The organism is Ligilactobacillus sp. ESL1201, assembly GCF_058503265.1.
The window spans coordinates 16,655-42,209 of the sequence record NZ_CP196362.1 but is presented as its reverse complement, the minus strand read 5'-3'; the positions used below and the strand labels follow the sequence as shown (position 1 = coordinate 42,209).

Genomic DNA, 25,555 nt, shown 5'->3' with positions numbered 1-25,555 from the left:
CTTTTACAATGGCTTATCAAAGTATCGAAATCAAAAAAGGCTCTGGGGGTTACGGTGGGCCGCTGATCATTACCCCGACCGCCGAAAAACACCAATTTATCTACGTCACCGGCGGCAACAAACCCGATATCGTCGACAAGATCGCCCAGTTAACGGGAATGAAGGCCGTCGATGGCTTTAAAACTTCGATCCCAGACGATCAAACGGCACTAGCAATTATCGACTGCGGCGGTACGTTACGCTGCGGCATCTATCCTAAAAAGAAGATCCCGACCGTCAACATTTTAGCGACGGGCAAAAGCGGTCCCCTCGCCGAATACATCACCCCGGAAATCTACGTTTCAGCCGTGGGCGTTAACCAAATTCAGCTCACCGATAAAACGGCGACTGTCAGCGAGACCAAATCACCCGAAGAACCACAGCCTAAATACAACAGCGACCAAACGATCACTCAACAAAAAAGTAACACCAGCGCATTAGCTCGGTTCGGGATCGGCGCCGGCAAGATCATCGCGATCTTTAACCAAGCCGGTAAAAAAGCCGTCCAAACCGTGATCGAAACGATCCTGCCTTTCATGGCTTTCGTTTCCCTGCTGATTGGACTGATCGAAGGTTCTGGGCTCGGTAAATTATTCGCCAAACTGATGGTGCCAATGGCCGGCAATATTTGGGGGTTATTAGCGATCGGCTTTATCTGTTCTTTGCCATTTTTATCACCGATCCTAGGACCAGGCGCCGTGATCGGCCAGATCATCGGAACCTTGATCGGCGTTGAGATCGGTAAAGGCCACATCCCACCCCAGTACGCATTGCCGGCATTATTTGCTATCAACACGCAAAACGCCTGCGACTTTATTCCGGTTGGTTTAGGACTAGAAGAAGCCGAATCAGACACCGTCGAGGTCGGCGTGCCTTCCGTTTTGTATTCCCGTTTCTTAAACGGCGTGCCGCGGGTCTTCGTCGCTTGGTTAGCCAGCTTTGGCCTGTACCCCGGCAAATAGCCGCGCAAATTTAATTTTATTGGAGTGAGTTTAATGAAAGACCCTTTATTCACGACTAAGGTAGTCGCAATCGGTCAAGAAGCAAAACAGTTTAAAGATATCAACATGGTTATTTTATTCGGTGAAAACGCCCCGGAAGCGTTGCGTTCATCGTGTTACATCATCGAGATCGTCCCGGTGCAAGGTACGATCACCCCCGGCATGGACTTACAGATCGCTGACGAGCACTTTGAGATCACCGCCGTTGGTAACGAGGTCCAGCAAAATTTAGCCAACCTCGGGCACATCGCGATCAGTTTTGACGGCAGCACACAAGCCAAATTACCGGGAACACTCTACGCACAAAAAAAGGCTTATCCTGATATTGCGGTCGGCTCGACTATCACCATTACGGCTACTGAAAATTAATTTATCATAGAAAGGTGAGTACAATGGAATTTCTCTTAGATACCAGTGACATTGCCACGATCAAAAAATACGTCGACGTGATCCCTTTGAGCGGCATCACGACCAACCCGACGATTTTAAAGAAAAACAACACGCGCAACTTATTTCAAGATCTAAGTCAGATCAAAGAAATACTGGGAAAGCAGCGAACGTTACACGTACAAGTTGTCGGCACTACTACAGAACAGATCGTTGCCGACGCGCACACCATTTTGCAACGTTTGGGAAAAGACACCTACGTCAAAGTTCCGACCAACGAAGCCGGACTGGCCGCGATGAAAATCTTGCACAACGAAGGCGTCCACCTGACGGCCACGGCGATCTACACGGCATTTCAAGGCTACCTCGCCATCAGCGCGGGGGTCGAGTACATCGCACCTTACTACAACCGCATGGTCAATTTAAACATCGACGCCTCCCAAGTGATCGCTGGCTACGCCCAACAGATCAAACGTTCCCACGCACACACTAAGATCCTAGCAGCTAGTTTTCATACCGTCCAACAGGTTAACGAAGCACTGGAGCACGGCGCACAGGCCGTTACGATGGGACCCGACGTTTTAAAAACGGGATTGACGGCTTCGGTGATCGGTGCGGCGGTCGCAGATTTTACCGCCGACTGGCAAGCTCTTTACGGCCAAACCACGATCGCTGACATCGCTATTAAGTAGTAACTAAATTGTTAAACCAACAAAGGAGGAGTTGGGACAAAAAGTGCTGCTTTTTGGAGCACGATCAGTCTATTACTTACGGAAAACAAAAAGAGTCTAGGACAAAACTTTATTTTGTCCCAGACTCTTTTTTTAGGTTAGCTCCGTCAAAATTTTCACCTAATCGTTTTTAGCGTCTACTATTAAATGATCCACAAAAACCTGCGTATTATCCGTGAGGGACTGCTGCCCGATTTGCATATTTCCCAAATCATATTCGACAACAGAACTACCAAAGTTCATTAAAATTAAATTTAAAACTTCAGCAGAAAGATTCAAATTGGGTTTAATAAGTCCCCTGCGTTGCAATTCTGTAAAAAACTCTAGCAGCAATTGATACCGGGCAGCAAAAAAGTGCTGACTAGCGGCCACCAACTCCGGAAATTCATGTCCCTCCCTAATAGCGATAAGAAATGATTGGCGGTGACTAGCGATAAAATCCTGATATTCTGCCATGATTTGTTGCACATCAGCCCGTACATCACCCGTAATTTTAAATGACTGGGCATTGGTCTGAATTTGAGCAATATAATTATTGACCAAATACTGCAACAGGGCCTTTTTATTAGGAAAATGGCGAAATAAGGTACTTTCATTAATTCCCGCTTCTTGGGCAATTTTACGCGTAGTAGTTCCACGATACCCGTACTTGCTAGCTAATTTAGCAAAGGCACGCATAATTTTTTGCTCCGTATTATCCGACATTGCTTAACACAACTTTCTTAAATCAACAAACGGTTGTTTTTTACGGATAATTATAATAATTAAATTGATAATAATCAAACTAACCAGTAAAGTAACCTGTCCTAACAACGCGGTTTGTAAGCCACGCCCACCGTAAAAATTAATAAAATTAGCACCGATATTGTAATACATCGGTGAAATATAATGCATCAGGCGATAAAAATCATTCATTGAAGCCACTGGCAGCATGCCTGCCCCAGAAACAATTTGAATCATCGTTAAGAAAATATTTATCGTGACTCCAATTTGCCCGGCAATAAAATAAGAAACACTAGTGAAATTAAAAACAGTCCACATAAATAAGCTCTGCGTAAACCACAAAAGTCCTAAGTTTAACTGGCTTAAATTTAACATGGCACTCATAGCCCAAGAAACCAAAAAGCCATTGACAAGCGAAATTATTACATAGGCAATTTCAGTATCTAAAAAGGCTTTAAAGCGGCCAATTTGTGGCACAAATTTAGTATAAGTTCCGTACAGCAGCAAGGAAGCCATCATCGTTCCTAAAAATAATGCAATCGTCGTTAAAAAGGGAGCCATGGTATAGTTTAGCCCCTTATTATTAATGGGATTTTCATTCTTAGTAGTGATCCGAATTACCGGCTGAACTTGTCTTTGTGCTTGTTGATCAGCCTGTTGCAAGATCCCTTTTGTGGTACTTTGAACGCGATGCTTTATTTGTTTTTGCTGCTTCTGTGTTTGTTGCTTCAGTTGCGCGGCTAACTGTGCTTGCTGCTTTGGTGGGGCGGCAGCAATTTGTTGTTGGGCAATTTGCAACTTGGATTGCGCACTTGCTTTTTGTTGGTTCAGCTGCTGTTTCAGAGCAGTTAATTGGGGTTGCGCCAGTTTTACAGTCGTTTGTTTTAGCAGCAGTTGACTAGTTAAAGTCTGACTAATTCGTTGAATAACTTGATTCATAGCGGTATTGACACTAGCCGGATTGGCCTGATTAGTATAAATCTTTATTTGTGGTTGCTGGCCTCTTATCGCTTTAGTAGCAAACTGGGCAGGAATATCGACCACCAAGTATGTTTTCCGTGCATCTAAGTCGCTTTTAGCTTGCTGCAGATCAGTAGTCTGATGAACGTGGTCAAAAGGTAATTTGTGCTTAAGCTGACGCACTAACGTTTTGTTGGTGGTAGAGTTGCTGACCATGGTTACCGGCAGTTTTTCCAAATTATTAGGCATCGCCTGATACCCGGTAAAATAAATCACAAAAATCATAATTCCAAAAATTAGCGTGGCTAAAAAAGCTAAGATAACTCCACGACTAGCTAAAAAATTTTTTAATTTCATACAATAACCCTCCTCTTATGTACTACCTTGATAGTACGCGGTAACTTTTCTAAAAGCAAGTGCTTGCTTGCAAAAAAGTTAAATCATTTCCTCGTTCAAGTAAAACTTCCCCAAACTGAACATAATTAACCTGGTGTTAAATTAAATAAAGCGTTATAATGACGATTGTAATCAAATAAAAAGTCTACGGGGTGCTGGTAACAGCTGAGATGATACTCGTGAACCTGCTCTGGGTAATGCCAGCGAAGGAATAGGCGCTAAACTAAAAAATCACTGCCTATTCGTGCGTATACGAATAGGTTTTTTATTTGCGTTTGTGCTTCACCGCGCTCCGCGACTTAAAAGGGAGTAAAACAATGACTCAACAAAACGTCCGTCTCAAGAAACTAACACTGCTAGCTTTAATGGTCGCACTCGACGTGGTCTTATCGCCTATTTTGCGCATCGAGGGAATGGCGCCGATGTCTAGTGTCGTCAACGTGATCGCCGCCGTCTTATTCAGTCCGCTTTACGCTACGTTAATGGCCTTATTTTGCGGGATTTTAAGAATGCTATTATTGGGGATTCCGCCACTGGCACTGACCGGCGCGGTCTTTGGTGCCTTTTGTGCCGCTTGGGGATACCATATCACGCATAAGACGTGGGCCGCCGCGATCGGTGAGATCTTTGGCACGGGGATCATCGGCTCACTACTCTCATACCCCGTGATGGCCTGGTTTACCGGCACGACTAATGGCCTGTACTGGTTTGTTTACACCCCGCGTTTCTTGGGTGCGGGAGTAATGGGATCCGTAGTAGCGTGCTTATTATTGATTAAACTGGCTAAAACCAAGCCATTTCTTAGAGCGCAGGAGCTATTTCACAAATAAACTACAAAATAATCTGGTCACTTAGTCATTTACAAGACAAAAAAAGAAGTTGCGCTCAACTACCGCGCTAACTTCTTTTTTAGTATTCAAAATATACCGAACATTTACATTAATTATTTTTTATTTGACCTGCTGGCCGCTTTGGAAAACCCGCTTATTAGCAGTTTGGACGGCCTTAATATCTGCCAGTGGATTGGCATCTAGCATTAACATATCGGCGATCTTACCCGCAGCTAAAGTCCCCCGTTCATCATCAATGTGCAATAATTCGGCGGCATTGCGGGTCGCACAAACCAGTGCCTGTGCGTTAGTCGCCCCGATCGTCGTCAGCAATTCGATCTCGCGGGCCGTGCCGTTATCAAAACGGTTAAACGGCGTACCCGCATCGGTACCAACCGCAATTTTAACTCCCTGACGCAGGGCCTTACCCATATTTTCAAAGAAATCCTGCTTGATGCCATCGTTTTTACGCAACATATAATCAGGTAACGTCTCACGCCCATAGTCAGCAATACACTGTGGTGCATTGAGGGTCGGTACCAAAAAAATGTTGTGCTCTTTCATGTACTCACACTGCTTTTCATCGACGTAAATGCCGTGTTCGATCGAATCGACCCCGGCTTCTAGTGACAGCTGAATGCCGCGGTTACCCTGCGCGTGAGAAGCAACCGTCATGTGTTTAGAATGTGCTTCTTCGACCGCCGCTTTTAGTTCCGCACCGCTTAATTCAATATCATCGATCTCGTCGGTCGCGGACATCACGCCGCCTGTCGCCATCACCTTGATATTTTTAGCCCCGTGTTTAAATTGCACCCGCACGGCGTGGCGCATTTCGTCCACCGAATCGGTCAAATGCCCCCACTGTGCATCGCCATCGACCCCTTCGACAAAATCGCCATGGCCCCCGGTCATCGTCATCGGGCGTCCCGACCCCATAATGTGGGGTCCTTGAACTTTTCCCTGTTCCATCAACGCTGCTAATTTAATATCAATATCAAAAATACAACCGCAATCCCTGATATAGGTCACGCCGGAGTCCAGCAACAGCCGTAAGTTGTGAATAGCGTTGACCGTGCCTTCGGTCTCCGAAAAATGATCCTGCCTGCTACCAAACGGATCCATCCAGATATGCGTGTGCGCGTTGATCAGGCCGGGTAACAGGTACTTACCCGTACCGTCAATTACCTGATAATCAGCACTAACTTGAGGCTTTCCTTGCCCCATTTTGTCGATTTTACCGCTTTGGTCATCAAATGCCACCCAGCTATTTTCCTGCAACGTTTCCGTAATTCCGTCGAATAACGCCACGTTTTCAATTACCTTTTTCATCCGCTCAGCTCCTAAAATTTCTTTACACCGTGCTGGTAAACACCCTTATTTTCCTGTTGGACCGCCTTAATATCAGCCAACGGGTCTTCATCTAATACTAAAAAGTCAGCATACTTACCTTTTTCTAAGGTACCATATTCGTCTGCAATCTTCATCAATTCGGCAGCAGATTTACCAGCAGCGACTAACGCTTGGTAATTAGTAGCACCAACACGAGTCATCAACTCTAATTCAAAACCAACATCCTTAAAACCATTAAATGGAGTGCCTGAATCTGTACCAAATGAGATCTTAACCCCAGCTTTAATTGCAGCCCCAATCCGTGCAAAATAAGTTTTCAAAAATGCTTTTGCTTTATCTAGCATGTACTGTGGTAGTTTACCTTCACCATATTCAGGAATTGTGTAACCAGCAATTAACGTTGGAGTTAAGTAGATACCCTTTTCGATCATCAATTTAATATCCTCGTCTGTGATGTAAGAGCCGTGTTCGATCGAATCCACTCCCGCCACGATTGCATTGTGAATTCCGCGAGCTCCTTCAGCATGCGCAGCAACAGTCATATGTTTAGAATGAGCTTCCTCAACAGCGACTCGAATTTCCTCAACACTCAATTCCGTGTCATCAATTTGATCCGTAGCAGACATCACACCGCCTGTCGCCATCAATTTAATATTTTTGGCACCATATTTGAATGCTGTTCGCACTGCTTTACGCATTTGATCTTCGGAATCTGTCAAATAACCCCATACACCCTTACCGTCCCAACCTTCAGTAAAATCACCGTGACCGCCCGTCATTGACATCGGCCGACCGGAAGGCATGATTCGTGGTCCAACAATCGGATACGGACCGTTCTGTGCCATTTTAGCTATTTTAATATCCGCGTCAAAAACACTACCACAATCACGAATATAAGTGACTCCGGCTTTTAGTAATTCTGCCAAATTATGCAGTGAAGCAATCGTTCCTTCTGCTTCCGACAAATATTCTAGTGGCATATTGCCGTAAGGATCCATCCAAACGTGCGTATGAACGTCAATCAAGCCAGGCATTACGTACTTATTACTCAAATCAACGGTTTGTTCTGCAGTGGGAGCATTGCCCGTACCAAGCTGAGTAATTTTTCCTTGCTCATCAACTACAAACCACGCATTATCCTGCATTTTTTCCTGAACACCATCAAATAACTTAAAATTTTTATATAATGTTTCCATGCTTTTCTCCCACCTTTTTAAGTAAGCTCTTAACAAATATGTCAATTTATAATTACATTTAATTTAACATACTATCTTGTTAAAATCACTATTGTAAAATAATATTTTTTTGATATTATTAATTAATGCTAAACTTTATTGCACATTTTTATAATCGTTTTGTCATTTTAAAGGAGAAGGTCTATGAAATTTATTATCGCTTTTGGAGTTGTAATGTTGTTCATGTTTATCGGTGAATGGGTCTCGTCAGCTACCAAAGCTTACATTCCATCCGTCTTTGTCAGTGCTTTGTTATTCGTGATTGGCTACTGGACAATATTACCTAAAGATATCGTTGCTCAAGCTAGTTTCGGTCCTACATTTGCTAATGTGTGTATCTCATTGCTATTAGTTCACCTCGGTACCTTAATGAACTTAAAAGAACTGCTGCAACAATGGAAAGCCGTTTGCATCGCACTACTCGGTATTGCTGGAACTGTCCTGTTAACTCTAACTATTGGTTCGTGGATCTTCGATTGGCATACAGTAGTCGCAGCTATTCCACCGCTAACAGGTGGATTAGTTGCAGCGTTGTTGATGAGTAACGGATTAAAAGCAGCGGGAATCACTTCTTTGATTGCTTTACCCGTAGCAATGTTTGTTTTACACTCCGTGATTGGCTATCCATTAACGGCGATCATGTTAAAAAAAGAAGGGCGCCGCGTCGTAAAAGAATACCGCGCCGGTAATATTAAAGACATCGAGCCAAAACAAAAAACGGCTGCCTCTTCTACGGCAGCAACTCACCAATTTTTAGGACTACCAGCTGAATACCAAACAGCTGCTTTTACTTTATTTAGGGTAGCGTTAATTGCATTATTAGCCAACGGCTGTAGTCTACTGATCCATAATGCGATCAATGCTAACGTAATCTGTTTGATTTTCGGTGTAATTGCTCATCAATTAGGATTCTTAGAAGACAGTGCTTTAAATAAAGCTGGAGTCTTTCAATGGTTGATGTATGGTTTATTAGCTTATATCTTTTCTCAGTTAAATATCACAACTCCAGCAATCATGGGACGAGTAGTAATTCAGATCATAGTATTAATCTTACTCGGATTATTAGGAATGTTTTTAGCATCGTGGATCTTAGCTAAGCCATTTGGTATGAGTGGTGCAATGGCATTTGCCTGTTCTTTAACGGCCTTATTTGGTTTCCCGGCAGACTACGTATTAACTACTGAGGTTTGCCATATTATTGCATCAAATGAAAAAGAAGAAGCCGTTTTAGTAGATCAAATATTACCCAAAATGCTAGTAGGAGGATTTGCGACAGTTTCAGTAGCATCAGTGATAATCGCGTCGGTATTTTTGAAATTACTATAAATCTGAATCTTAATACTATAAACGTGTGTAAAAGAGACTAGGACGAAAAATTTTGTCCTAGTCTCTTTTGTACAGTTTATTTTCGTTCTAATTTCGTCAACCACCAAACAAGCAACGGCAAAACCACGAAGCCAAACACCATCACACCGATGGCAAACCAATTAACGCCTACGACTTGACCATTGATCACAATGCCAAATTGCACTTTCCAGTTATATTCGAGCAGTAATAAAAGCACCAAGACGATCGACAAAACCGGGAAAAACACGTCGGTCACTACATTTTTCGGTGCATCCAACACGGAACCTTTGACCTTGCCCCGATAAAATTGAATTACCGCTAACGGCACCACGATGAATCCTAAGAACCGGACCATCGCGCTTAACGTGATCAAATTTGTTAAGTTATACTGAAATGCCAGCGGGATCAACAACGCTAAGACGATCGAAATCGCAAAAGTTCGGGCAGGAAAATTATTCCGGGTCCTTTTAGTCAGCACCCCAGAAATTTGCCCCTCGCGCGCCATTGCTTCTAGGATCCGGGGCGCATTGAAACTCGAAGCGACGTTGATCCCCAGCATCGAGATCAGCGCTCCCACCAAAATAATATCTCGTAAGATAGGATTGGTAAAAATGGCGGCGATAGCGACAACTTGCTTGGTCGTCATCAGTGTTTTCGGTGCCAAAACTAGCGCCACAGCCACTACTCCGATATAAACGGTGGCGATGATCAAAATTGCTAACGGGATCGCCCGGGGTAAATTCTTCTCCGGTTTTTCCATATCCTCTGCTCCGGAAGCCACGGTTTCAAACCCCGTAAAAGCATAAAATGCCGCGACAATTGCCATCACAAAGCCCTTAGTAGTTAGCGGTGGCACAATTTTGACGCCGTTTCGGGTAACCTGATTGACCGCACTTAAATGATGGACCGTTCCGGTGATCACCAGCAGCACCACGCCTGCGCTAATGATTAGCAAAAGTGCGGCTAATTTACCGATAGTTGCTCCGTTCATCACGTACTTAACGACTTTTTGCCCAAATAAATTGATCAGCGTGATCACGGCCAGCAACACTAAAAAACCCAAAGTTATGCTGACAGGTTTATTAGGATCGCCACCAAATATCGAGAGCGTCGACTTGATCACCCCGACTGCCATCACACCCCACGCTACGCTAGCCGAAAAATAACGTAAAATTCCAATGTAAAAGCCCACTCGATCACCAAAAGCAGCCTTGGAATAGGCGTAAGACGCTCCGGACTCGTTAACATATTTAGCAGCAGAAGCAAATGACACCGCTAAAACCGCGGCGAACAGCGCGGCAATCAGGTACACGAGCAACGATTTACTCCCCGCCTGACTGACCACACTACCCGGTGTTAAGAAAATCCCAGAGCCAATAATAGAATTGATTGCTAGAAAAACGATCGACCAAAAACCTAGTTTATCGCTTTGTTGTTTACCCATTTCTCTATTCCCTCTTTATTTGTAATGCTCTTCTCTCAATGAATGCTTCCAGGAGCTTGTCTAATTGCGCTCGGCAAGCACCTTACTTTGCAGCTTGATCAATCACAAATTTAAATAAATTATTCATAAATGCTACCTCAGAATTGTTGTGCAACATCTCCGGGTGCCACTGCACGCCGATCACCGTTCCTGCCGCATTTTCTATCCCCTCAGTCACGCCATCAGGCGCAGTCGCACTTGCACGCAAATCCGGCGCTACTTTTTTGATCAGTTGGTGATGAAATGAATTGACCATCAAATCTGTTTTTCCCAGCACCCGAGCTAAGTGACTGCCGGCTTTAACGCGCACACTGTGAGTTACCATCTCCGGAACGTGACCTTGATTATGACGGTAGGTCAACTGTTTTCTGTACGAACTGTCCTGATACAAACTACCACCGTGTGCAACGTTGATCAGCTGCACGCCCCGACAAATTCCAAGCACAGGGAGCTGCTTTTCCTCAGCCAACTGCAGTAACTGTAGCTCATAACGATCACGCAACGGCCACGTTTCACCTAACTTAGGCAGCGGTTCTTCATCGTAAAAACGCGGATCGACATCATAGCCCCCGGATAAAATCAGTCCCTGTACCTGTTCCAACTGCACGGCCGCCAGTTGCAGGTCATCGGTTACCGGAATTATTAACGGGATCCCGCCATTTTGGGCAACGGCTGAAATGTAATCCTCGTTAACATAACTACGATAGTAACCAGGAAACATTCCACCCTCATCCCTCAGCCGAGAACCAGTGATCCCAATCAGTGGTTTGTTCATATGTATTCCTTCTCTCCAACAATTGTTTTCGATTTTATGCGTCATTACTTTCAATGTCAAATATTAGTAAGGGGGCGAAACATTTTTTAGTTTCGTCCCCCAAGAATTTTTTAAGTTAAATATTTTAGCCCTTACTATAACAAATTTAACAGCACCGTCAACGTCACCACACTGCACAAAGTCGTCAGTAAAGTACACGACGACACAAATTCGGGATTAGCCTTAAATTGAATTGCATATAGTGTTGTATTAGCTGCGCTGGGCATCGCTGCCATGATAATGATAATTTTGCCCAAAAGCCCACCAATCATAAATAGCTTACAGATTACTACCGCCAACAATGGCGAAATCACCAGTTTCATGACTACTGCTAAACTCAATGTTCCACGTGAAACATTTTGCACGCTAACTGCCGCCAGTTGCATTCCTAGGATCAACATGATCAAGGGAATCGCCATGTTGCCGATCATGTTAACACTCTTCATCAGATTAGCGGGCACCTGAATGCGGTAATAATGTAACAAAATAGCGGGTAAAATTACGTAATTCATCGGCTGTTTGAGCACTGCCAAGCCCGCTTCTTTCATCCCCGCGGCTCCACTTTTAGTCGACGATGCCGCGATATAGACCCCAACGATGCCCATCAAAATATTATGAAAAACCATGATCATCATCGCGTAGCTATTACCTCGACTACCAAACGCAAATAATACTAATGGCACGCCGTAATTTCCGCTATTAGGAAACACCGTCGACAGTAAAAAGCCATTGCGTTGTGCCCGCGTTAACCCCCGTAACTTAGCAATTACTACTCCCAACGCGATTAAAGCTAACATAATCAGCGTTGACGTAATGACCACATTAACGAAACTCCAGTTTAAATCTTGCTGGTAAAAAGTATTAAAAACTAAAAATGGTAATAACAAGTACATCGCTAAAGTCGACAACGGCTGTACGTCTAACTGAAATATTTTTTGAAAAATAAAACCACACAAAAAAATCAATAAAACTGGCAACATCACCGTTTCAAACGCAGTCATCCTAATTCCCTCTTACCTTTTAAGATAATTTTCTGATCACCCGCGCCGGTGAACCTGCCAACACCACGTTATCGCCAAACGATTTGGTGACGGTTGAATTTGCGCCAACGATCACGTTATTTCCCAACGTAACTCCCGGTAAAACCACCGAGCTGCCGCCCAACCACACGCTATTGCCGATGGTGATCGGCTGTCCCAAGCCAATGTATGAGTTACGCCGTTTGGCATCTTTGGGGTGATCAGCCGAATATAGCTGCACTTTGGGTGCCATGAAGCAATTATCACCGATCGTGACCGGAGCGATATCGAGGATCGTGCAGTCATAATTACACAAAAAATTATCACCGACGTGAATATTATAACCAAAATCGCACCTGAAATTCGGCTGCACGTACGGATTTTTACCAGCGGAACCAAAAAGTTGACGAATCACTTTGTCTTTTTGTTCAGTGGCGGCATCATCCAATTCATTTAATTCTTTGCATAGCCGCCGGGCATGAGTTTCATCGGCCGCTAATTCCGGATCAAAAATATAATAAGGTTCTCCTGCTAATAATTTCTGCTTTTCTGTTTTTTCCACTAGATAAACTTCCTCTCAAGTTCAAGCCGCAAGTTTTTTCAATCTCAAGACTGCAAAAAAGGAACTGGGACAAAACTCTGTTTTGTTCCAATCCCATTTTTGGTTTCCGTAAATAATAGATTGATCGTGCTCCAAAAAAGCAGCAGTTTGTGCCTAGCTACGTTTCAAAATAAAACCAAAGTACAGGTTTTTACTTCGAAACTAGGCTAGCGCTCGACTGCTAAGCGCTTTTTGTCGCAACTCTCCCCGTTTTGTTTCTTGTTAATCTAAGAAATCTGGATTGGCCGTTACGTGAAATGATTTTGCCAAATCATGTAACTGTTCATCCGTGATCTCTTGTAAGATCTTGCCGCCTTGTGCACAGATCTGCGAGTAGATCGTAGCTGCTTTTTCTACGGTTTCGATCAAGCCAAAGGCCTCATCCAAGCTTGAACCAGTGCCAAAGATCCCGTGATGGGGCCACATCACTGTCCGGAACTTACTCATTTTCGCTGCAGTTGCTTCGCCAATTTCGTTAGTCCCTGGTGTCATGTACGGAATCACGCCGATCCCTTCCGGAAAGACTACCAATGATTCGGCCTGCATCTTCCACAACAGACGAGAAATGCTTCTCTCATCCAATTCATGTGTGAAGGACAATGCGACCAAATTAGTAGGATGGCAGTGCATTACGACGCGGTGACTCGGGTCTACTTTAAGTCGTTCGATGTGGGACATCAAGTGACTTGGAAATTCCGAAGTCGGCGCAGCGCCATCTTCGTAGCCCCATAACAGATCCGCATGCGTGCCATCGGATGTGATCTTGACTAATCCTAAATCCAAATTTGTCTGATGGATCACATTTCTAAAGTAGCGGCCAGTGGCTGTCACTAAGAAATAAGCACCTTTTAGTGCACTGGCATCAAAACCGAGGTCAAACGTCTTTTTAACAGTACCAATATCGTCAAAACCTGCCACGTCTTCTGCAGTTAAGCGCAACGAAACGTTGCCACCATTACGTTCATCCCAGCCTTCTTGGTAGGAAGCCTGAGTAACCTCTGCTACTTTTTTAACATATTTTGAAGCGCCAAAACTCGTCATTATACATTCTCCTCTATCTCATGCCTTGATTTTAGTTACGTTTAAACTGAACGTCTTTTTCATACTGGCGAATTTCTTTTAACCAATCCATGCCAACCGGAACGTTATTTCTTAAGCAAAATTCGTCCCATACAGCGCCAAATGGGAATGACTTCAATTCTTCGGTTTCAACCAAACGTTGAGTGAAGTCATAGTTTAATTCGTCTTTCTTCAATTGATCCAGTGGAGCTAACATTGCTTGTAAAAGTGCCTTTTGTGTAGCACGAGCTCCGATTACCCAAGCGGCTACCCGGTTGATCGTAGCGTCGAAAAAGTCCAAGCCGATGTTGGTCTTATCTAATTCATCATCACGAACTAACGAACGGGTGATCCGTTGCAAGGCTTCGTCAAAGATTACTACGTGGTCACTATCCCAACGAACAGGACGAGAAACGTGTAGCATCAAGCCGCGACCGAAGAGCAAATGAGCGGAAAACTTATCCGAAACGTCTTCTGTTGGATGCCAGTGACCTGCATCGATCGTCCACAATTTATTTCTTGTCAAAGCATAGTTATTATAAAAGAGGTGAGAACCAACCGTGTAGGATTCTACGCCGGTACCAAATAATTTACCTTCAAATGATTCGAGCGTATTGTTTTCGTCATATTTTTCCTTGATAATTTCGTCCAAGGATTCCATCATCCGCCGGCGTGGAGTAACTTTATCAATTGGGTTATCCTTAAAGCCATCGGGCATCCAGAAGTTATTGATCGATTGTTGGCCTAATTCCTTACCAAAGTAATTAGAAATTGCCCGGGATTGTTTGCCGACTTGGATCCAGAAATCACGAATATCTTTTTCAGGACTAGCTAAGGTGAAGTTATTCTTCATCTTTGGATGGGAGAAAAATGTTGGGTTCATGTCCAGACCAATGCCTTCTTGTTTAGCCCAGTCTACCCAATAGGTGAAATCTTCCGGTCCAATTTCATCAAAATCTTTTTTCTTATCGCTTACGGCATATAAAGTATGCAACTGTACCTTATGCTTGCCCGGAATCAACGATAATGCTTCGTGTAAATCACCCGTCAATTCGTCAGGTGTGCGTGCGATACCAGGGTAGTCACCACTAACACCGATCCCGCCAGTTAATTCTTGTTCCGGGTTAACGAAACCGTGAATATCATCGCCTTGCCAGCAATGAACTGATAACTTAACTTTCTTCAATTGCTCCATTGCCTTTTCGGTATCGACTCCGATTTCGGCATAGCGTTCCTTAGCAGTTTGATAACTATTTTCAACATTTTCAGATTTAACCACTTAAAACATCTCCTTAAATTTTTATTCCAAATGAAAGACTTCATGTAAATCGACGGTTACCGGGCTTTTGTCCGGATTCGTGTCCATCAACGGTTCCATGTAAGCCCACCATTTCTTGCAAGCTTCGGACTCAGAGATCTGATTGTACTTAGCGACATCGTCGACTTCTAAGTAGGCAAACAAGTTGCCCGTCTTTTTGTCCAAGTAAATCGAGTAATTATGTGCCCCCGCTTCCTTTAACGCTGCTCGCATCTCAGGAAAAAGGTTATTATGCCGCCGTTCGTATTCATCATACTGATCGGGATAAACGTGCATTAACTGCCCCATTCTAACGGTCATTGATACTCACTTCCCTTACTTTGAAATTTAAATTATTGTTACCAATTTTAGTTAGTGTCCAACTTGTTGGCGCCACTTTGCCAGCTGGGCTTTGCGACTATCATCTTGCGGCAGATATTTTTTAAGCGGAAACGAATCCGCAATGATCCGCCGTGCCAAATAAACATTTAAAATATCCCCTTGGGCAATCATCTGGACGATCAAATTACCAATCGCAGTGGCTTCACCGGGTCCCGCATAAACCGTGACCCCCGCAATATCTGCGGTCAACTGGTTCATCAAAGCTACGTTAGAGCCCCCACCGACAATATTTAAAGTATCGATCCGGTAACCCAAGATATTACCCAAAATATCCAACTCATTGGCGTAATATAAAGCCAAATTAGAATAAACTGCTTGCGCCAACTGCCCGGGAGTTTCTGGCACTTTTTGCTGCGTTTCCCGGCAATAGTTTTGAAGCTCTGGGATCATTGCATCCGGATTTTGAAAACGTTGGTCGTTGACGTCAATGTATTGTTGGAACGGTTCTTCTTGTTGCGCCAACTGTGCTAACTGCGCAAAACTGTACTTATCATGCAACTCTTTTTTGACGTTTTGAATAATCCAGAGTCCCATAATATTTTTCAAAAAACGGTATGTCCCGTACGCGCCCCACTCATTGGTATAGTTATGGCGAAATGCTTCCTTACCATTTTCTGGTACATTTAACTCGGCCCCGAGTAACGACCAAGTTCCCGAACTCAGGTAAGCCCAGCGTTGCCCAATCCCCGGCGTCCCCACCACAGCCGAAGCCGTATCGTGAGTAGCGACGGTAATCACTTGAGCTTGTGGTAAGTCGTAGTCAGGGAATTTTTCCCGGCAGAGTTGCCCTAAAAAGGTTCCGGGATCGACTAACTTAGGAAACTGTTTAGCAGTAACGTTAACTGCTTTTAACAAGTTTTGATCGAACAGCCCCTCACGCAAACTTAACATCTGCGTAGTCGACGCATTCGTCACCTCTGTCACTGCTTTACCGGTCAGAACGTAACCGAGATAATCGGGAATCATCATGATATGATCCGTTTGGGCTAGCAAATCTTTATCTTCTTCAAATAACTGGTATAACGTGTTGAAATCAAGGAATTGGATCCCCGTTTTCTGATAAATGTATTCCTTAGATACGTCTGAAGTCAGTTCCTTGATCGCGTCTTTAGTGCGCGCATCGCGGTACGACACGGGATCTTTTAAACGGTGGCCGTTTTTATCTACTAAAACATAATCAACGGCCCACGTGTCGATGCCTAACGTGATTTCATCGTAACCAGCTTTTTTGATTTTCTCTAATCCCTTTAAGATCTCCTGTAAGATATTGTCAATATTCCAACAATCATTTCCCGCTTTAGTGGCGAACCCGTTTTTAAAACGGTGCATCTCTGTTAACTCTAATTTGCCTGCGACTAGTTGGCCTAACATTAATCTTCCACTAGACGCACCAATATCAACAGCCACGTAGGCTTTTGCCACGCTCATTCATCTCCTTATTTTTGTGAACCATAACGTTCTTGCGTAATTTCATCCAGGGATTTGCCCTGCGTTTGTGGTGTCCAAATCGTTCCGATCAAAAGCGAAGCCAGCAACAAGACGATCATGACCGTCCCTGCGACCTTAAAGCCTAAGTCCGCTAAGATCATCGGGAAAATAATCGACCAAATTCCTGCAGTACCACGCACGATAAAGAACATGAAACCTTGTGAGCCAGCCCGGTACTTAGTAGGGAAGAGTTCGACCGCCCATAATGCATACCAAGCTTGAGCACCGATCCCAGCTGAAAGGCCCCAGATAATAACAAAGGAAAACAAAGCTATCCAGCCAAAACCAATATAGGTTAAAATTACCCAAGAAATGACGGCCATTGCCGCACCAACAAAGAAAAAGCCCCGGGCATTGATCCGGTCACCAAAAAGCGCGAAACCAAAGTAACCAGCTAGTGCCGTACAAATCCACAAAATTGCCTGCATCATGTTAGCTTGCAAATTGCTCAAGCCGCCGACCGTTTCGTAAACAAACGGCATGAAAAAGCCCATTGCACCTGCAACCAAATTCCACAAAGCATACACGCCACATAAAAACAAAATACTTTTAATTGAAACTTTGCTGGAAAATAAGTCTTTGTAAGGATGCGGTTTAACCCCCGATTCCTTTTCCAACTGTTTTTGTTTCAACCAATCGCCTGACTCCGGTAAGTTTCTTTGTAACGACCATGCGATAAAAGCTACTACGGTCAAAAACGCAAATAATAACCGGTTACCTAACAATCCCAGCGGTGCTAATAACGAAGCCAAGATAAAAATAATTGCCGGTCCCATCGACCATGAAAATTGCGAAATACCAATATCATGAGCCCGGTTTTTCCCGTCGGAAGTTTCACCGATGTAAGTCCAAGAAGCAGGTACCCCAGCACCAACAGCCATCCCGGTAACTAAAAAGCCAACTAACAGCATCGGAAAGTTAATGGAAAAAACGATCAGTAAAGTGCCTAACATGTAAACCAACATGTCATAGGTGTAAATCATCTTGCGCCCGTACTTGTCAGATAAGTGCCCACCGATGATCGCACCTAGTGCCGAACCAAATGCGTTCGCACTCAAAGCTCCTAACAAACCGACGGCAAAACTGCTTAAACCAAACTGCTTTTGCCACATCGTCAGTCCCGCACCACCTGCAACGATCGAGCCGGAATCCAAAAAGTTCGTTAAAGAAACCGCCCATGTCGAAGCATGAGAATTTTTTGCCATAATAAGATCTCCATTTCATAGAATAAGAAAACGCTTTACTTATTTATTTAATCATCTATTTAAAGTCGTCGCAATGACAGAAAAAGTTATAAATAGTATCAAATTAAGACAAGATGTCCAAAGTAACCGTTTACTAATTTTGAAAATAATAATTTATTCACATTAGCGATATCCATCATATATACCATTAAAAAGCCGTTATTTACCTAATTAAATCACAAAAATAGCCATAATTCATTAAAATAATAAAAAAATCACAAATTTATATTGAATTTACTTTTTTTAAGTGACATAATCAGAGTCGTAAAACAAAATTATCAAAGGAGTGTTTAACGTGAAGATCACCGCTGCTGTTGTTAAAGAAAAAGGGGCACCATTTACTATTGAAAATGATATCGAATTACACGAAGTCGGCCCCACTGACTTACAGATCCATATGGTCGCTAGTGGCATTTGCCACTCAGACGAAGCTATCAGGAAAGGCGACGCTTCAGTCGGCTATCCCGCAATTTTAGGTCATGAAGGCGCCGGGATCGTGGAAAAAGTCGGTGCCGAAGTCAAAAACTTTAAAGTGGGCGATCATGTTATCTTATCATTTTACGCCGACGGTACTTGCGACAACTGTTTGAAGGGTGTGCCAACACAATGCCGGAACTACGCCGATTATAACTTATCCGGCGTGCGGGCTGATGGTGACGCTCACTTCACTAAAGACGGAAAACGGATCGCTAACATGTTCAACCAGTCTTCGTTTACTACCACGACCGTAGTCGACCAACGCAACGCCGTTAAAGTCGATCCCAAACTAGACTTGCGCAAACTTGGACCTTTGGGTTGCGGCTACGTTACCGGTTCTGGTACCGTCTTTAATACCTTACAGCCAAAACCAGGCGACACGATCGCTGTCTTTGGTACCGGTGCTGTTGGTTTAGCCGCAATGATGGCCGGCCGGATCTCTGGTTGTATCAAAGTGATCGCCGTCGATATCGTGCCAGAACGCTTAAAATTAGCTCAGGAATTAGGCGCTACTGATACCATCAACAGTAAAGAACAGGATGCCGTTGCTGAAATCAAGAAACTCACTAACGGCTATGGCGTAGACTGGACCGTTGATACCACCGGCATTCCAGCCGTGATCAAAAATGGTGTCTTAGCCTTGGCTCAAGGTGGGACCTGTGCTGCGATCGCCGTTACCCCACATCTCTTAGAGATCTCGACTTGGAACGATCTGTGTGTTGACGACCGTAAAGTAGTCGGCGTCAACATGGGCGATTCGATCCCGCAAGTTGACATTCCACGGTTGATCGAATTCTACAAACTCGGTTGGTTCGATTTTGACAAGACCGAAAAATTCTATGACTTCAAAGACATCAACGAAGCTAACGCTGATTCTGGTTCCGGTAAGACTATCAAACCCGTTTTGATCATCGACAAGGATTACCAACCAGGAAAATAAGCGGTAATTGTGCTAAATAGTTAGGACAAAAAATAGAGGAACTGGGCAAAGATTTTGTCCCAGTTCCTTTTTATCTTTCCGAAATAGCCATTAATAGTGCGTGGATAAAATCGTTTTTTGTTCCAGCTTCCCTACTGTGTTAAGATAATTTCATTCTTCAAATAAGGACGGCAACGAAAATGAAAGCAGAAGTACTCAAGATCTTACAGGCTAAAACGCCACTCGAACAACAACAAGAACAAAGTCACCGTTTTATCGCCGATTTACCTCAAGTGGCGTCCCACGAACAACAGCCCCAAGTCCCTACTTTAACTAACGATTACTTTTTCAAATACCATTCCGTCTACATCAGCAAACACAATCGCTTTGCTCCCTACCCCCAGCACACTCATAAATTCCTAGAACTCAATTACATGCTGACGGGCAACTGCACGCAACACGTCGCCGGCGAAGTCGTTAACTTACACGAAGGTGACATTTTAATGATGGACATTGGCTGCAAGCATTCGATCGCTGCCCTCGGTGAAAACGACCTGCTGATCAACGTGTTATTTCGCGACGTCAACATCAGCTTCGACCTGCTAAATAACATCCACAGAAATAATAGCGTTACTTATAGTTTCCTCTCGGATATTTCGTTGGGAAATCACCCGACGCGCAATCACATCTTGTTCCCGCAAAATCAAGACATTCAAGCCACGATGGACGCGATCATCGAAGAGTACTTTTTAGCGGCCCCCTTCGCCAATTCGATCATCGAATCCTACTTGGACATCCTGCTTTCTAAAATTTTGCGCCACCACCCACTGCCTTCCGTGCGCATCCAAGATGAAAAACAAAAGTTGGTCTTTAAGTGCCTGACCGACATCGATCATCACTACCAAACGATCACTTTGTCCGAGCTAGCCGATAAATATGGTTATAACAAAGACTACTTGGGCAACCTGATCAAGCAAAGTACCGGCAGTACTTTTTCGACGCTCAAAACCAAGCAACGCCTGATCCAGGCTAATAATTTATTGCAGTCCAGTAGTTTACCGATCAGTAAAATTGCCGCTCAAGTCGGGATCAAAAACAAAAATTTCTTTTACCGTAAGTACCGCGAATTTTACGGCGTTTCACCTTCAGTCAGAAGAAAAGATTTCCAAAAACGCCACCAAAATATCTAGCTACTTAGTGGCAACCGCCAGTTTGATCTTAGCTTGAGCGATGCTATTGACAATTTTTTGCGGGGGTTTTTGGTCACAGATGATCTCCGTGATCTTAGCGTGCTCGTAATCGGTCATCAACAAGTAATCGTGCTGGTCAAATTTCGAATGATCGACCAGTAAAATAACCTGTTTTGCGTATTTGATTGCCAGTTTTTTAAGCGCATTTTGTTCCTCATTTGCCATGTAAATTCCGTTTTGATCAAGGGAATTACAGGATAAAAACGCCACATCTGGCCGGTAATTTTCCGCCAGATCGCGGGCTGCGCGGTAGCCTAAAATCGAATTCGATTTATAAGGAACATAGCCGCCCAGAAGCGATAGCTCAACGTTTTTGAGTTGGTTGATTTCAGTTGCGATCCGTAAATTATTCGTGATCACGTGCAGATTAGTCTTGCCCCCAAAATATTTAGGCAAAAAAGCCAGCGTCGACGATGCGTCCAAAAAGATCGCTTGGTTGCTGGTGATCCTGTGCGCCGCCAACCGGCAGATCCGGTTTTTGGCCGCTTCGTTTTTCCCCAGCCGCACCACGTAAGACATCTCGACGTTCGTATTTTGCAACAGGCTGACAAAACCGTGCTCGCGTTTGATCGTATTAGTCATTTCTAGCCCTACCAGATCGCGCCGCAAAGTCGAAGTACTAACGTTTAATTGTTGCTGCAATTGTTTAGTACTAACTTTTTTGTGCTGCGCTAAAATATTGATGATCTGCTGCAGCCGTTCTTCTTGTGTTAATTTCATCTCCCGTGCCCCCCTTATTTTTATTATACAATAATAACAATGATGAACATTTTTGAACTTTTAATCGTTAACATCATTATTTATTTCAGTACACTAATTAGTTGATATTTCTAATAAATAGCCTTAAAATTTAATTGTGAAGTTGTTAACTCTGTTCGATTAATATTTATAATTGTTCTTTTTCATGAACACATCGAGGTGGCGAAATTGACTGAATACGCTGATCTTTTTTCTAAGAACTTAATTTTTCTAAATTTGGCAGCCGCTGATACCCGCTCTTTATACCATTCAATGGCGCAAAAATTATCCCAACTCAAATTAGTCCAGCCGAATTACGAAACTGCTCTAGCTGACCGGGAAAAAAACTTCCCAACCGGCATCAAAACACCGTACCTGTCATTAGGATTACCACATCCCGAACCCCAAAACGTGACAACGGCGTTTATTGCGGTGGTGCGCACGAAACAACCGTTGGTAGTCCAAGAAATGGCTGACCGCACCCCTTTAGCAGTCGCTAACTTTTTCTTTTTGGGGATCCCACCCGACTGTCAGAAGATGCATAGCCAATTATTAAAGCGCTTTATTCAAGTGGCGAATCAGCGGGAATTCGCCGCGGATTTTTTATACCTAACGCAGGAAAACGACCTCTATGATTTTTTGATCAATACATTTTAACAAGCTGTGAAGAAAACCGGGTAGCAGTTGAGGATTAACCTAGACAACGAGTAAAGCTTGAACCTGAGCTTTACTTGGTGGCGTAGTTAAACACAAACTGCTGGTTTTCGGAGCGCAATTAGACAAGCGGTGAAGCAGCAGCTGTCAAAATTAATGGGTAATAAAAAAGAAAGACCAATTACGGCTCTTTCTTTTTTCACTGCTACTCCATTTCTATTCGTTTTTTGCTTCATCCCCATCGCTTTGTTCCACTTCAAATTTTTGCGCCATTTTTTTCAACTTAGCAGCATCGCTTTGTAGCTGCGAAACGTGGCCGGTAAATTCGTCCATCGTCGCTTGCACCTCTTGCGAGTTAGCCGATGCTTCCTGCGTCCCCGCTGCATTTTCCTGCGTCGAAGCCGAAATACTCTCTAAATTCGTCAAAATCTTCTTTTGGGTATCCTCTACCTGCGAACTACTTTCGTTAACACTCGCAATTGTCGCGCCAATCTCGTTATTCGTTTGGTGCACGTTTTTCGTCGAAGAAATCGCGTCCGTCAACAAACCAGTCTGTACCTGACTGCTGGTCAACGAGTTAGTAGTTTGTTCCACCATCTCGGTGGACTGCTTGGTGATCTGGTCGATGATCTGCGCAATTTCTTTCGTGGAAGCATTGCTTTGTTCGGCCAGTTTGCGGATCTCTGAGGCCACCACTGAAAATCCTCTGCCGGCTTCACCCGCACTTGCGGCCTCGATCGAAGCATTCAGTGCCAGTAAATTAGTTTGCCGCGCGATCTCGTTGATCACATTGACGATTTTAGTAATACTTTGTACGTCTTCATCCATTTGTTTGACACTAGTCATCAACTGCCCCATCTGCGTGATCTCTTGGTCCCAGTTAGTCTTGACCTTACTCATCACGTTGATGTTTGCCGCGCCGGTCTTAGCAGCCTTGGCAGACGAATTGCTGAGCTGCACGATTTGGTCGCGCATATTAACTAAAATATCGGTAAAACTCTGCACCTGATCCACGCTGTCTTGGGTTTCCTTGGCCTGAGAACTGGTGACTTCGGCGATCCCGGTGACCGTTTGCGCGATTTCTTCTTCAGCATTAGCAGTTTGTCGCGATAATTCCAACAGCGAGTTCGATTTAGCAGCTACATTGTCCGCTCTTTGTTGGACGTTGCGGATCAAGTTACCAATTTCAGCGATCATTTCGTTATATTGAACCGCCATTTGATTAAGTTCATTACCGTTCGGCGTGGCGCGTAACAATTTCTGCGCTCGCCTAGAATAGTACCCGTCTTCTTTATTCAAAGCCGCTTTAGTCGTCGGCAAGTACGCTAATTTCCCCTGACCGACATTTTTAAACTGGCGTCCGATCAGCGCAACTATTGCGGCGATCAGCCGGGTGAGCGCGTCTGCTACTAACAACGCACACGCACTAAAGAGTACGACGATCACGACGATTTGCAGCAGCAACTGCCGGTTCGTAGCCCTGAGATCATTAGGATTCATGTAGGCCAGCACCCAAGTTTGGCTGCCCTTTTTCCCTTTATCAAACGTAACCGCGCTGACTTTAGATAATCCCGGGACCCGGACCGTGCCCCTACGTTTTTTCGTTGCAGCGACTGCTTGATACGCTTTGTTAGCAGCAACATTTTTTCCCGTAGTAAAAGTCTCATTACCTTGCCCCGTGTTCTTGCCAGCAAGGACATGCCCAGATTTCGTCATGATCGCGGCCTGACCACTTTTACCGATATCTAAAGCGGAAACGGAATCCGCCATTCGTTTGTAAGAAACCGTTACGGCTAAAACATGGTCACCACTCTCACCGCGAAACTTTTTAGCAACGTTAGCGAGGTAGGCCTTGGAAATGTCCCCGTAAAACGGCTTGCCCCAATAAATTCGGTCGTAAGAAGCTTTTTTAAACCAGTCTTGTTGCGTATAAGGAATCTTGGCATCGTAGGGTAAATCGGAGTAAGCGTAGTTATTTTTATCGGCAAAAACAACGTTGGTAAAATTACGCGAACCGATGTTAGTCGTATGTAAAAATTGGTTGAGATCTTGTTGCGAATGAGCGGTATTTCCTTTAGTCTTTTGCAAATTAGCAAAAACTTGCGTGATCTTTTGGTCGGCTTCTTTTTGCATCGAATGCTCTTGTTGGTCCAACACCTTGACCGCATTTTGGCGGACCTGCGCGTTTCTTTCCAATAACTGCGAGCGTGTTTGAAAATAAGAAAAAACTTCTAACAAATCTTCCGGAACGATCGTGATCAGCAATATTAAAATTACAATATATTTCCTGATACTTTTTTTCTTCATGCTCCCATCTCCTATTACTTTAGTTTCCCCAATTTATAAGTGATTATAGCATTAATTCAAAATAACCTATTAAAAAAGTTAAAATAAACTGAAAAAAATTAGATAATATAAAAATAATTTATTTAAACACTAGCTAATTTAATTTTAAGTAAATATTATTCGCTTTTTGCGTAGAAAGCGTTTTTCTTATCGCTAGCAGAATTCAGAAAAGGGTGTTATATTGAAATTGAACGGAGGTGATACAGTGAATCGCGGTAAAAAATGGTTCCTGATCGTGCTTAGCGTACTCTTATTGCCCTTACCGCTTTACTTCCTATGGAGCAACAACACGTATTGGCAACAGTACGTTCATCTCAGCTTGCCTCAAAGTGCGCACCTAAATGAAAATTTTACTTGGTACCTGATCATCATCGCGGGTCTGTTAGCAATCGGGCTGCTGCTTTTCATTTTAGTGCTACTATTTTGGCCTACCCGTACGAATTTTAACCTAATTGCCCGCCATGACGGCAAGATCAAAATCACCACCAAAGCCATCAATAGCTTTGTTAAGGCCTCACTGGTAAAAGAACCGCTGCTAGCTGATCCCAAAGTCAGTTCTCGTTTGACCCAACGCAAAATTAAAATCAAAGTCACGGGAACCGTGGGCGCGGGCGAAAATGCGCACGCCAAATTTCAAAAATACTTAGAGCAGATCAAACAAGAGCTGCAGTCATTACTAGGCATCGAGCAAAAACCGCGCATTGAAATCAAAGTCGTCGATTACGGTGCCCAAAAGCATAACAAACAACAGCGAGTCGATTAAGG

At 43.8% G+C, this 25,555-nt stretch carries 24 protein-coding genes and 1 riboswitch; of the genes, 9 read left to right on the top strand and 15 right to left on the bottom strand.

Translation table 11 applies throughout. The annotated features are described in order from the left end of the window. Positions 1-8: 8 nt before the first annotated feature. From srlE to ACSYSK_RS00195, 3 genes are read left to right on the top strand one after another with little or no spacing between them, the layout of a single operon-like run. On the top strand, positions 9-1,001 hold the full coding sequence (gene srlE, locus ACSYSK_RS00205; protein ID WP_491714956.1) for a PTS glucitol/sorbitol transporter subunit IIB: 993 nt from the start codon (positions 9-11) through the stop codon (positions 999-1,001). A 33-nt stretch (positions 1,002-1,034) separates the two neighbouring features. After that, positions 1,035-1,409, top strand: coding sequence for a PTS glucitol/sorbitol transporter subunit IIA (locus ACSYSK_RS00200; RefSeq protein ID WP_491714955.1), 375 nt, complete (start codon positions 1,035-1,037; stop codon positions 1,407-1,409). A 23-nt stretch (positions 1,410-1,432) separates the two neighbouring features. After that, complete coding sequence (locus ACSYSK_RS00195; RefSeq protein WP_491714954.1) at positions 1,433-2,119, top strand: fructose-6-phosphate aldolase; 687 nt, start codon at positions 1,433-1,435, stop codon at positions 2,117-2,119. 159 nt (positions 2,120-2,278) lie between these two features. Here ACSYSK_RS00195 and ACSYSK_RS00190 read toward each other — a convergent pair whose 3' ends face one another. Together ACSYSK_RS00190 and ACSYSK_RS00185 are read right to left on the bottom strand one after the other, a co-directional pair. Further along, positions 2,279-2,863: a TetR/AcrR family transcriptional regulator gene (locus ACSYSK_RS00190; RefSeq protein ID WP_491714953.1), complete on the bottom strand. Its 585-nt coding sequence runs from the start codon at positions 2,861-2,863 to the stop codon at positions 2,279-2,281. Between the two features lie 3 nt (positions 2,864-2,866). After that, entirely contained in the window at positions 2,867-4,198 is a 1,332-nt protein-coding gene (locus tag ACSYSK_RS00185) for an ABC transporter permease (RefSeq protein WP_491714952.1), read from the bottom strand. Positions 4,199-4,375: 177 nt separating this feature from the next. After that, positions 4,376-4,466: riboswitch (TPP riboswitch) on the top strand. Between the two features lie 88 nt (positions 4,467-4,554). On the opposite strand from ACSYSK_RS00185, the gene thiW reads away from it, so the two are divergent. Next, positions 4,555-5,067: an energy coupling factor transporter S component ThiW gene (gene thiW / locus ACSYSK_RS00180; protein ID WP_491714951.1), complete on the top strand. Its 513-nt coding sequence runs from the start codon at positions 4,555-4,557 to the stop codon at positions 5,065-5,067. Between the two features lie 120 nt (positions 5,068-5,187). Here the strand turns inward: thiW and ACSYSK_RS00175 are convergent, their stop codons facing one another. Together ACSYSK_RS00175 and ACSYSK_RS00170 are read right to left on the bottom strand one after the other, a co-directional pair. Next, positions 5,188-6,396 carry a metal-dependent hydrolase family protein gene (locus tag ACSYSK_RS00175; RefSeq protein ID WP_491714950.1) on the bottom strand — a complete coding sequence of 403 codons (1,209 nt, stop codon included), beginning with the start codon at positions 6,394-6,396 and terminating at the stop codon, positions 5,188-5,190. A gap of 11 nt (positions 6,397-6,407) precedes the next feature. Continuing rightward, positions 6,408-7,613, bottom strand: coding sequence for a metal-dependent hydrolase family protein (locus ACSYSK_RS00170; protein WP_491714949.1), 1,206 nt, complete (start codon positions 7,611-7,613; stop codon positions 6,408-6,410). Between the two features lie 183 nt (positions 7,614-7,796). Here ACSYSK_RS00170 and ACSYSK_RS00165 point away from each other — a divergent pair, with 183 nt between their 5' ends. Next, positions 7,797-8,978 (top strand): hypothetical protein, encoded by a 1,182-nt coding sequence (locus ACSYSK_RS00165; RefSeq protein WP_491714948.1) that lies wholly within the window; start codon positions 7,797-7,799, stop codon positions 8,976-8,978. 76 nt (positions 8,979-9,054) lie between these two features. Here ACSYSK_RS00165 and ACSYSK_RS00160 read toward each other — a convergent pair whose 3' ends face one another. From ACSYSK_RS00160 to ACSYSK_RS00120, 9 genes are all read right to left on the bottom strand, one after another. Further along, positions 9,055-10,443 (bottom strand): APC family permease, encoded by a 1,389-nt coding sequence (locus ACSYSK_RS00160; RefSeq protein WP_491714947.1) that lies wholly within the window; start codon positions 10,441-10,443, stop codon positions 9,055-9,057. 82 nt (positions 10,444-10,525) lie between these two features. Further along, positions 10,526-11,257: a gamma-glutamyl-gamma-aminobutyrate hydrolase family protein gene (locus ACSYSK_RS00155; protein ID WP_491714946.1), complete on the bottom strand. Its 732-nt coding sequence runs from the start codon at positions 11,255-11,257 to the stop codon at positions 10,526-10,528. A 134-nt stretch (positions 11,258-11,391) separates the two neighbouring features. Beyond that, positions 11,392-12,297 carry an AEC family transporter gene (locus ACSYSK_RS00150; protein ID WP_491714945.1) on the bottom strand — a complete coding sequence of 302 codons (906 nt, stop codon included), beginning with the start codon at positions 12,295-12,297 and terminating at the stop codon, positions 11,392-11,394. Between the two features lie 19 nt (positions 12,298-12,316). Then, a complete protein-coding gene (locus ACSYSK_RS00145) occupies positions 12,317-12,877 on the bottom strand; it encodes a sugar O-acetyltransferase (RefSeq protein ID WP_491714944.1) in 561 nt (186 codons plus the stop codon). Positions 12,878-13,138: 261 nt separating this feature from the next. Continuing rightward, the gene (gene rhaD / locus ACSYSK_RS00140; RefSeq protein ID WP_491714943.1) at positions 13,139-13,957 is read right to left on the bottom strand and encodes a rhamnulose-1-phosphate aldolase; all 819 of its coding nucleotides are present in this window, start codon (positions 13,955-13,957) and stop codon (positions 13,139-13,141) included. Between the two features lie 31 nt (positions 13,958-13,988). Next, positions 13,989-15,254: an L-rhamnose isomerase gene (locus ACSYSK_RS00135; RefSeq protein WP_491714942.1), complete on the bottom strand. Its 1,266-nt coding sequence runs from the start codon at positions 15,252-15,254 to the stop codon at positions 13,989-13,991. 21 nt (positions 15,255-15,275) lie between these two features. After that, complete coding sequence (gene rhaM, locus ACSYSK_RS00130) at positions 15,276-15,593, bottom strand: L-rhamnose mutarotase (protein ID WP_491714941.1); 318 nt, start codon at positions 15,591-15,593, stop codon at positions 15,276-15,278. A 51-nt stretch (positions 15,594-15,644) separates the two neighbouring features. Then, a complete protein-coding gene (gene rhaB / locus ACSYSK_RS00125) occupies positions 15,645-17,102 on the bottom strand; it encodes a rhamnulokinase (RefSeq protein WP_491714940.1) in 1,458 nt (485 codons plus the stop codon). 8 nt (positions 17,103-17,110) lie between these two features. Then, entirely contained in the window at positions 17,111-18,367 is a 1,257-nt protein-coding gene (locus ACSYSK_RS00120) for an MFS transporter (protein WP_491714939.1), read from the bottom strand. Positions 18,368-18,701: 334 nt separating this feature from the next. On the opposite strand from ACSYSK_RS00120, the gene ACSYSK_RS00115 reads away from it, so the two are divergent. Together ACSYSK_RS00115 and ACSYSK_RS00110 are read left to right on the top strand one after the other, a co-directional pair. Continuing rightward, on the top strand, positions 18,702-19,823 hold the full coding sequence (locus tag ACSYSK_RS00115; protein WP_491714938.1) for an NAD(P)-dependent alcohol dehydrogenase: 1,122 nt from the start codon (positions 18,702-18,704) through the stop codon (positions 19,821-19,823). Between the two features lie 179 nt (positions 19,824-20,002). After that, a complete protein-coding gene (locus ACSYSK_RS00110) occupies positions 20,003-20,992 on the top strand; it encodes a helix-turn-helix domain-containing protein (protein WP_491714937.1) in 990 nt (329 codons plus the stop codon). Here ACSYSK_RS00110 and ACSYSK_RS00105 read toward each other — a convergent pair whose 3' ends face one another. Next, positions 20,993-21,772, bottom strand: a complete 780-nt coding sequence (locus tag ACSYSK_RS00105) for a DeoR/GlpR family DNA-binding transcription regulator (protein ID WP_491714936.1) — start codon at positions 21,770-21,772, stop codon at positions 20,993-20,995. A gap of 207 nt (positions 21,773-21,979) precedes the next feature. Between ACSYSK_RS00105 and ACSYSK_RS00100 the strand changes: the two genes are divergently transcribed. After that, entirely contained in the window at positions 21,980-22,447 is a 468-nt protein-coding gene (locus ACSYSK_RS00100) for a PTS sugar transporter subunit IIA (RefSeq protein ID WP_491714935.1), read from the top strand. Positions 22,448-22,660: 213 nt separating this feature from the next. Here the strand turns inward: ACSYSK_RS00100 and ACSYSK_RS00095 are convergent, their stop codons facing one another. Beyond that, complete coding sequence (locus ACSYSK_RS00095) at positions 22,661-24,751, bottom strand: methyl-accepting chemotaxis protein (RefSeq protein WP_491714934.1); 2,091 nt, start codon at positions 24,749-24,751, stop codon at positions 22,661-22,663. Positions 24,752-24,995: 244 nt separating this feature from the next. Between ACSYSK_RS00095 and amaP the strand changes: the two genes are divergently transcribed. Next, entirely contained in the window at positions 24,996-25,553 is a 558-nt protein-coding gene (gene amaP, locus ACSYSK_RS00090) for an alkaline shock response membrane anchor protein AmaP (protein ID WP_491714933.1), read from the top strand. Positions 25,554-25,555: the final 2 nt, after the last annotated feature.

Excerpts from the sequence above, each read along its gene's own strand:
- ACSYSK_RS00200 (WP_491714955.1), top strand. The coding sequence starts at position 1,035 with ATGAAAGACCCTTTATTCACGACTAAGGTAGTCGCAATCGGTCAAGAA.
- rhaD (WP_491714943.1), bottom strand. The coding sequence starts at position 13,957 with ATGACGAGTTTTGGCGCTTCAAAATATGTTAAAAAAGTAGCAGAGGTT.
- ACSYSK_RS00105 (WP_491714936.1), bottom strand. The coding sequence starts at position 21,772 with ATGAAATTAACACAAGAAGAACGGCTGCAGCAGATCATCAATATTTTA.
- ACSYSK_RS00120 (WP_491714939.1), bottom strand. The coding sequence starts at position 18,367 with ATGGCAAAAAATTCTCATGCTTCGACATGGGCGGTTTCTTTAACGAAC.
- ACSYSK_RS00160 (WP_491714947.1), bottom strand. The coding sequence starts at position 10,443 with ATGGGTAAACAACAAAGCGATAAACTAGGTTTTTGGTCGATCGTTTTT.
- ACSYSK_RS00175 (WP_491714950.1), bottom strand. The coding sequence starts at position 6,396 with ATGAAAAAGGTAATTGAAAACGTGGCGTTATTCGACGGAATTACGGAA.
- rhaM (WP_491714941.1), bottom strand. The coding sequence starts at position 15,593 with ATGACCGTTAGAATGGGGCAGTTAATGCACGTTTATCCCGATCAGTAT.
- ACSYSK_RS00110 (WP_491714937.1), top strand. The coding sequence starts at position 20,003 with ATGAAAGCAGAAGTACTCAAGATCTTACAGGCTAAAACGCCACTCGAA.
- ACSYSK_RS00185 (WP_491714952.1), bottom strand. The coding sequence starts at position 4,198 with ATGAAATTAAAAAATTTTTTAGCTAGTCGTGGAGTTATCTTAGCTTTT.
- rhaB (WP_491714940.1), bottom strand. The coding sequence starts at position 17,102 with ATGAGCGTGGCAAAAGCCTACGTGGCTGTTGATATTGGTGCGTCTAGT.
- ACSYSK_RS00190 (WP_491714953.1), bottom strand. The coding sequence starts at position 2,863 with ATGTCGGATAATACGGAGCAAAAAATTATGCGTGCCTTTGCTAAATTA.
- ACSYSK_RS00170 (WP_491714949.1), bottom strand. The coding sequence starts at position 7,613 with ATGGAAACATTATATAAAAATTTTAAGTTATTTGATGGTGTTCAGGAA.
- ACSYSK_RS00195 (WP_491714954.1), top strand. The coding sequence starts at position 1,433 with ATGGAATTTCTCTTAGATACCAGTGACATTGCCACGATCAAAAAATAC.
- srlE (WP_491714956.1), top strand. The coding sequence starts at position 9 with ATGGCTTATCAAAGTATCGAAATCAAAAAAGGCTCTGGGGGTTACGGT.
- ACSYSK_RS00095 (WP_491714934.1), bottom strand. The coding sequence starts at position 24,751 with ATGAAGAAAAAAAGTATCAGGAAATATATTGTAATTTTAATATTGCTG.
- thiW (WP_491714951.1), top strand. The coding sequence starts at position 4,555 with ATGACTCAACAAAACGTCCGTCTCAAGAAACTAACACTGCTAGCTTTA.
- ACSYSK_RS00155 (WP_491714946.1), bottom strand. The coding sequence starts at position 11,257 with ATGAACAAACCACTGATTGGGATCACTGGTTCTCGGCTGAGGGATGAG.
- ACSYSK_RS00150 (WP_491714945.1), bottom strand. The coding sequence starts at position 12,297 with ATGACTGCGTTTGAAACGGTGATGTTGCCAGTTTTATTGATTTTTTTG.
- ACSYSK_RS00165 (WP_491714948.1), top strand. The coding sequence starts at position 7,797 with ATGAAATTTATTATCGCTTTTGGAGTTGTAATGTTGTTCATGTTTATC.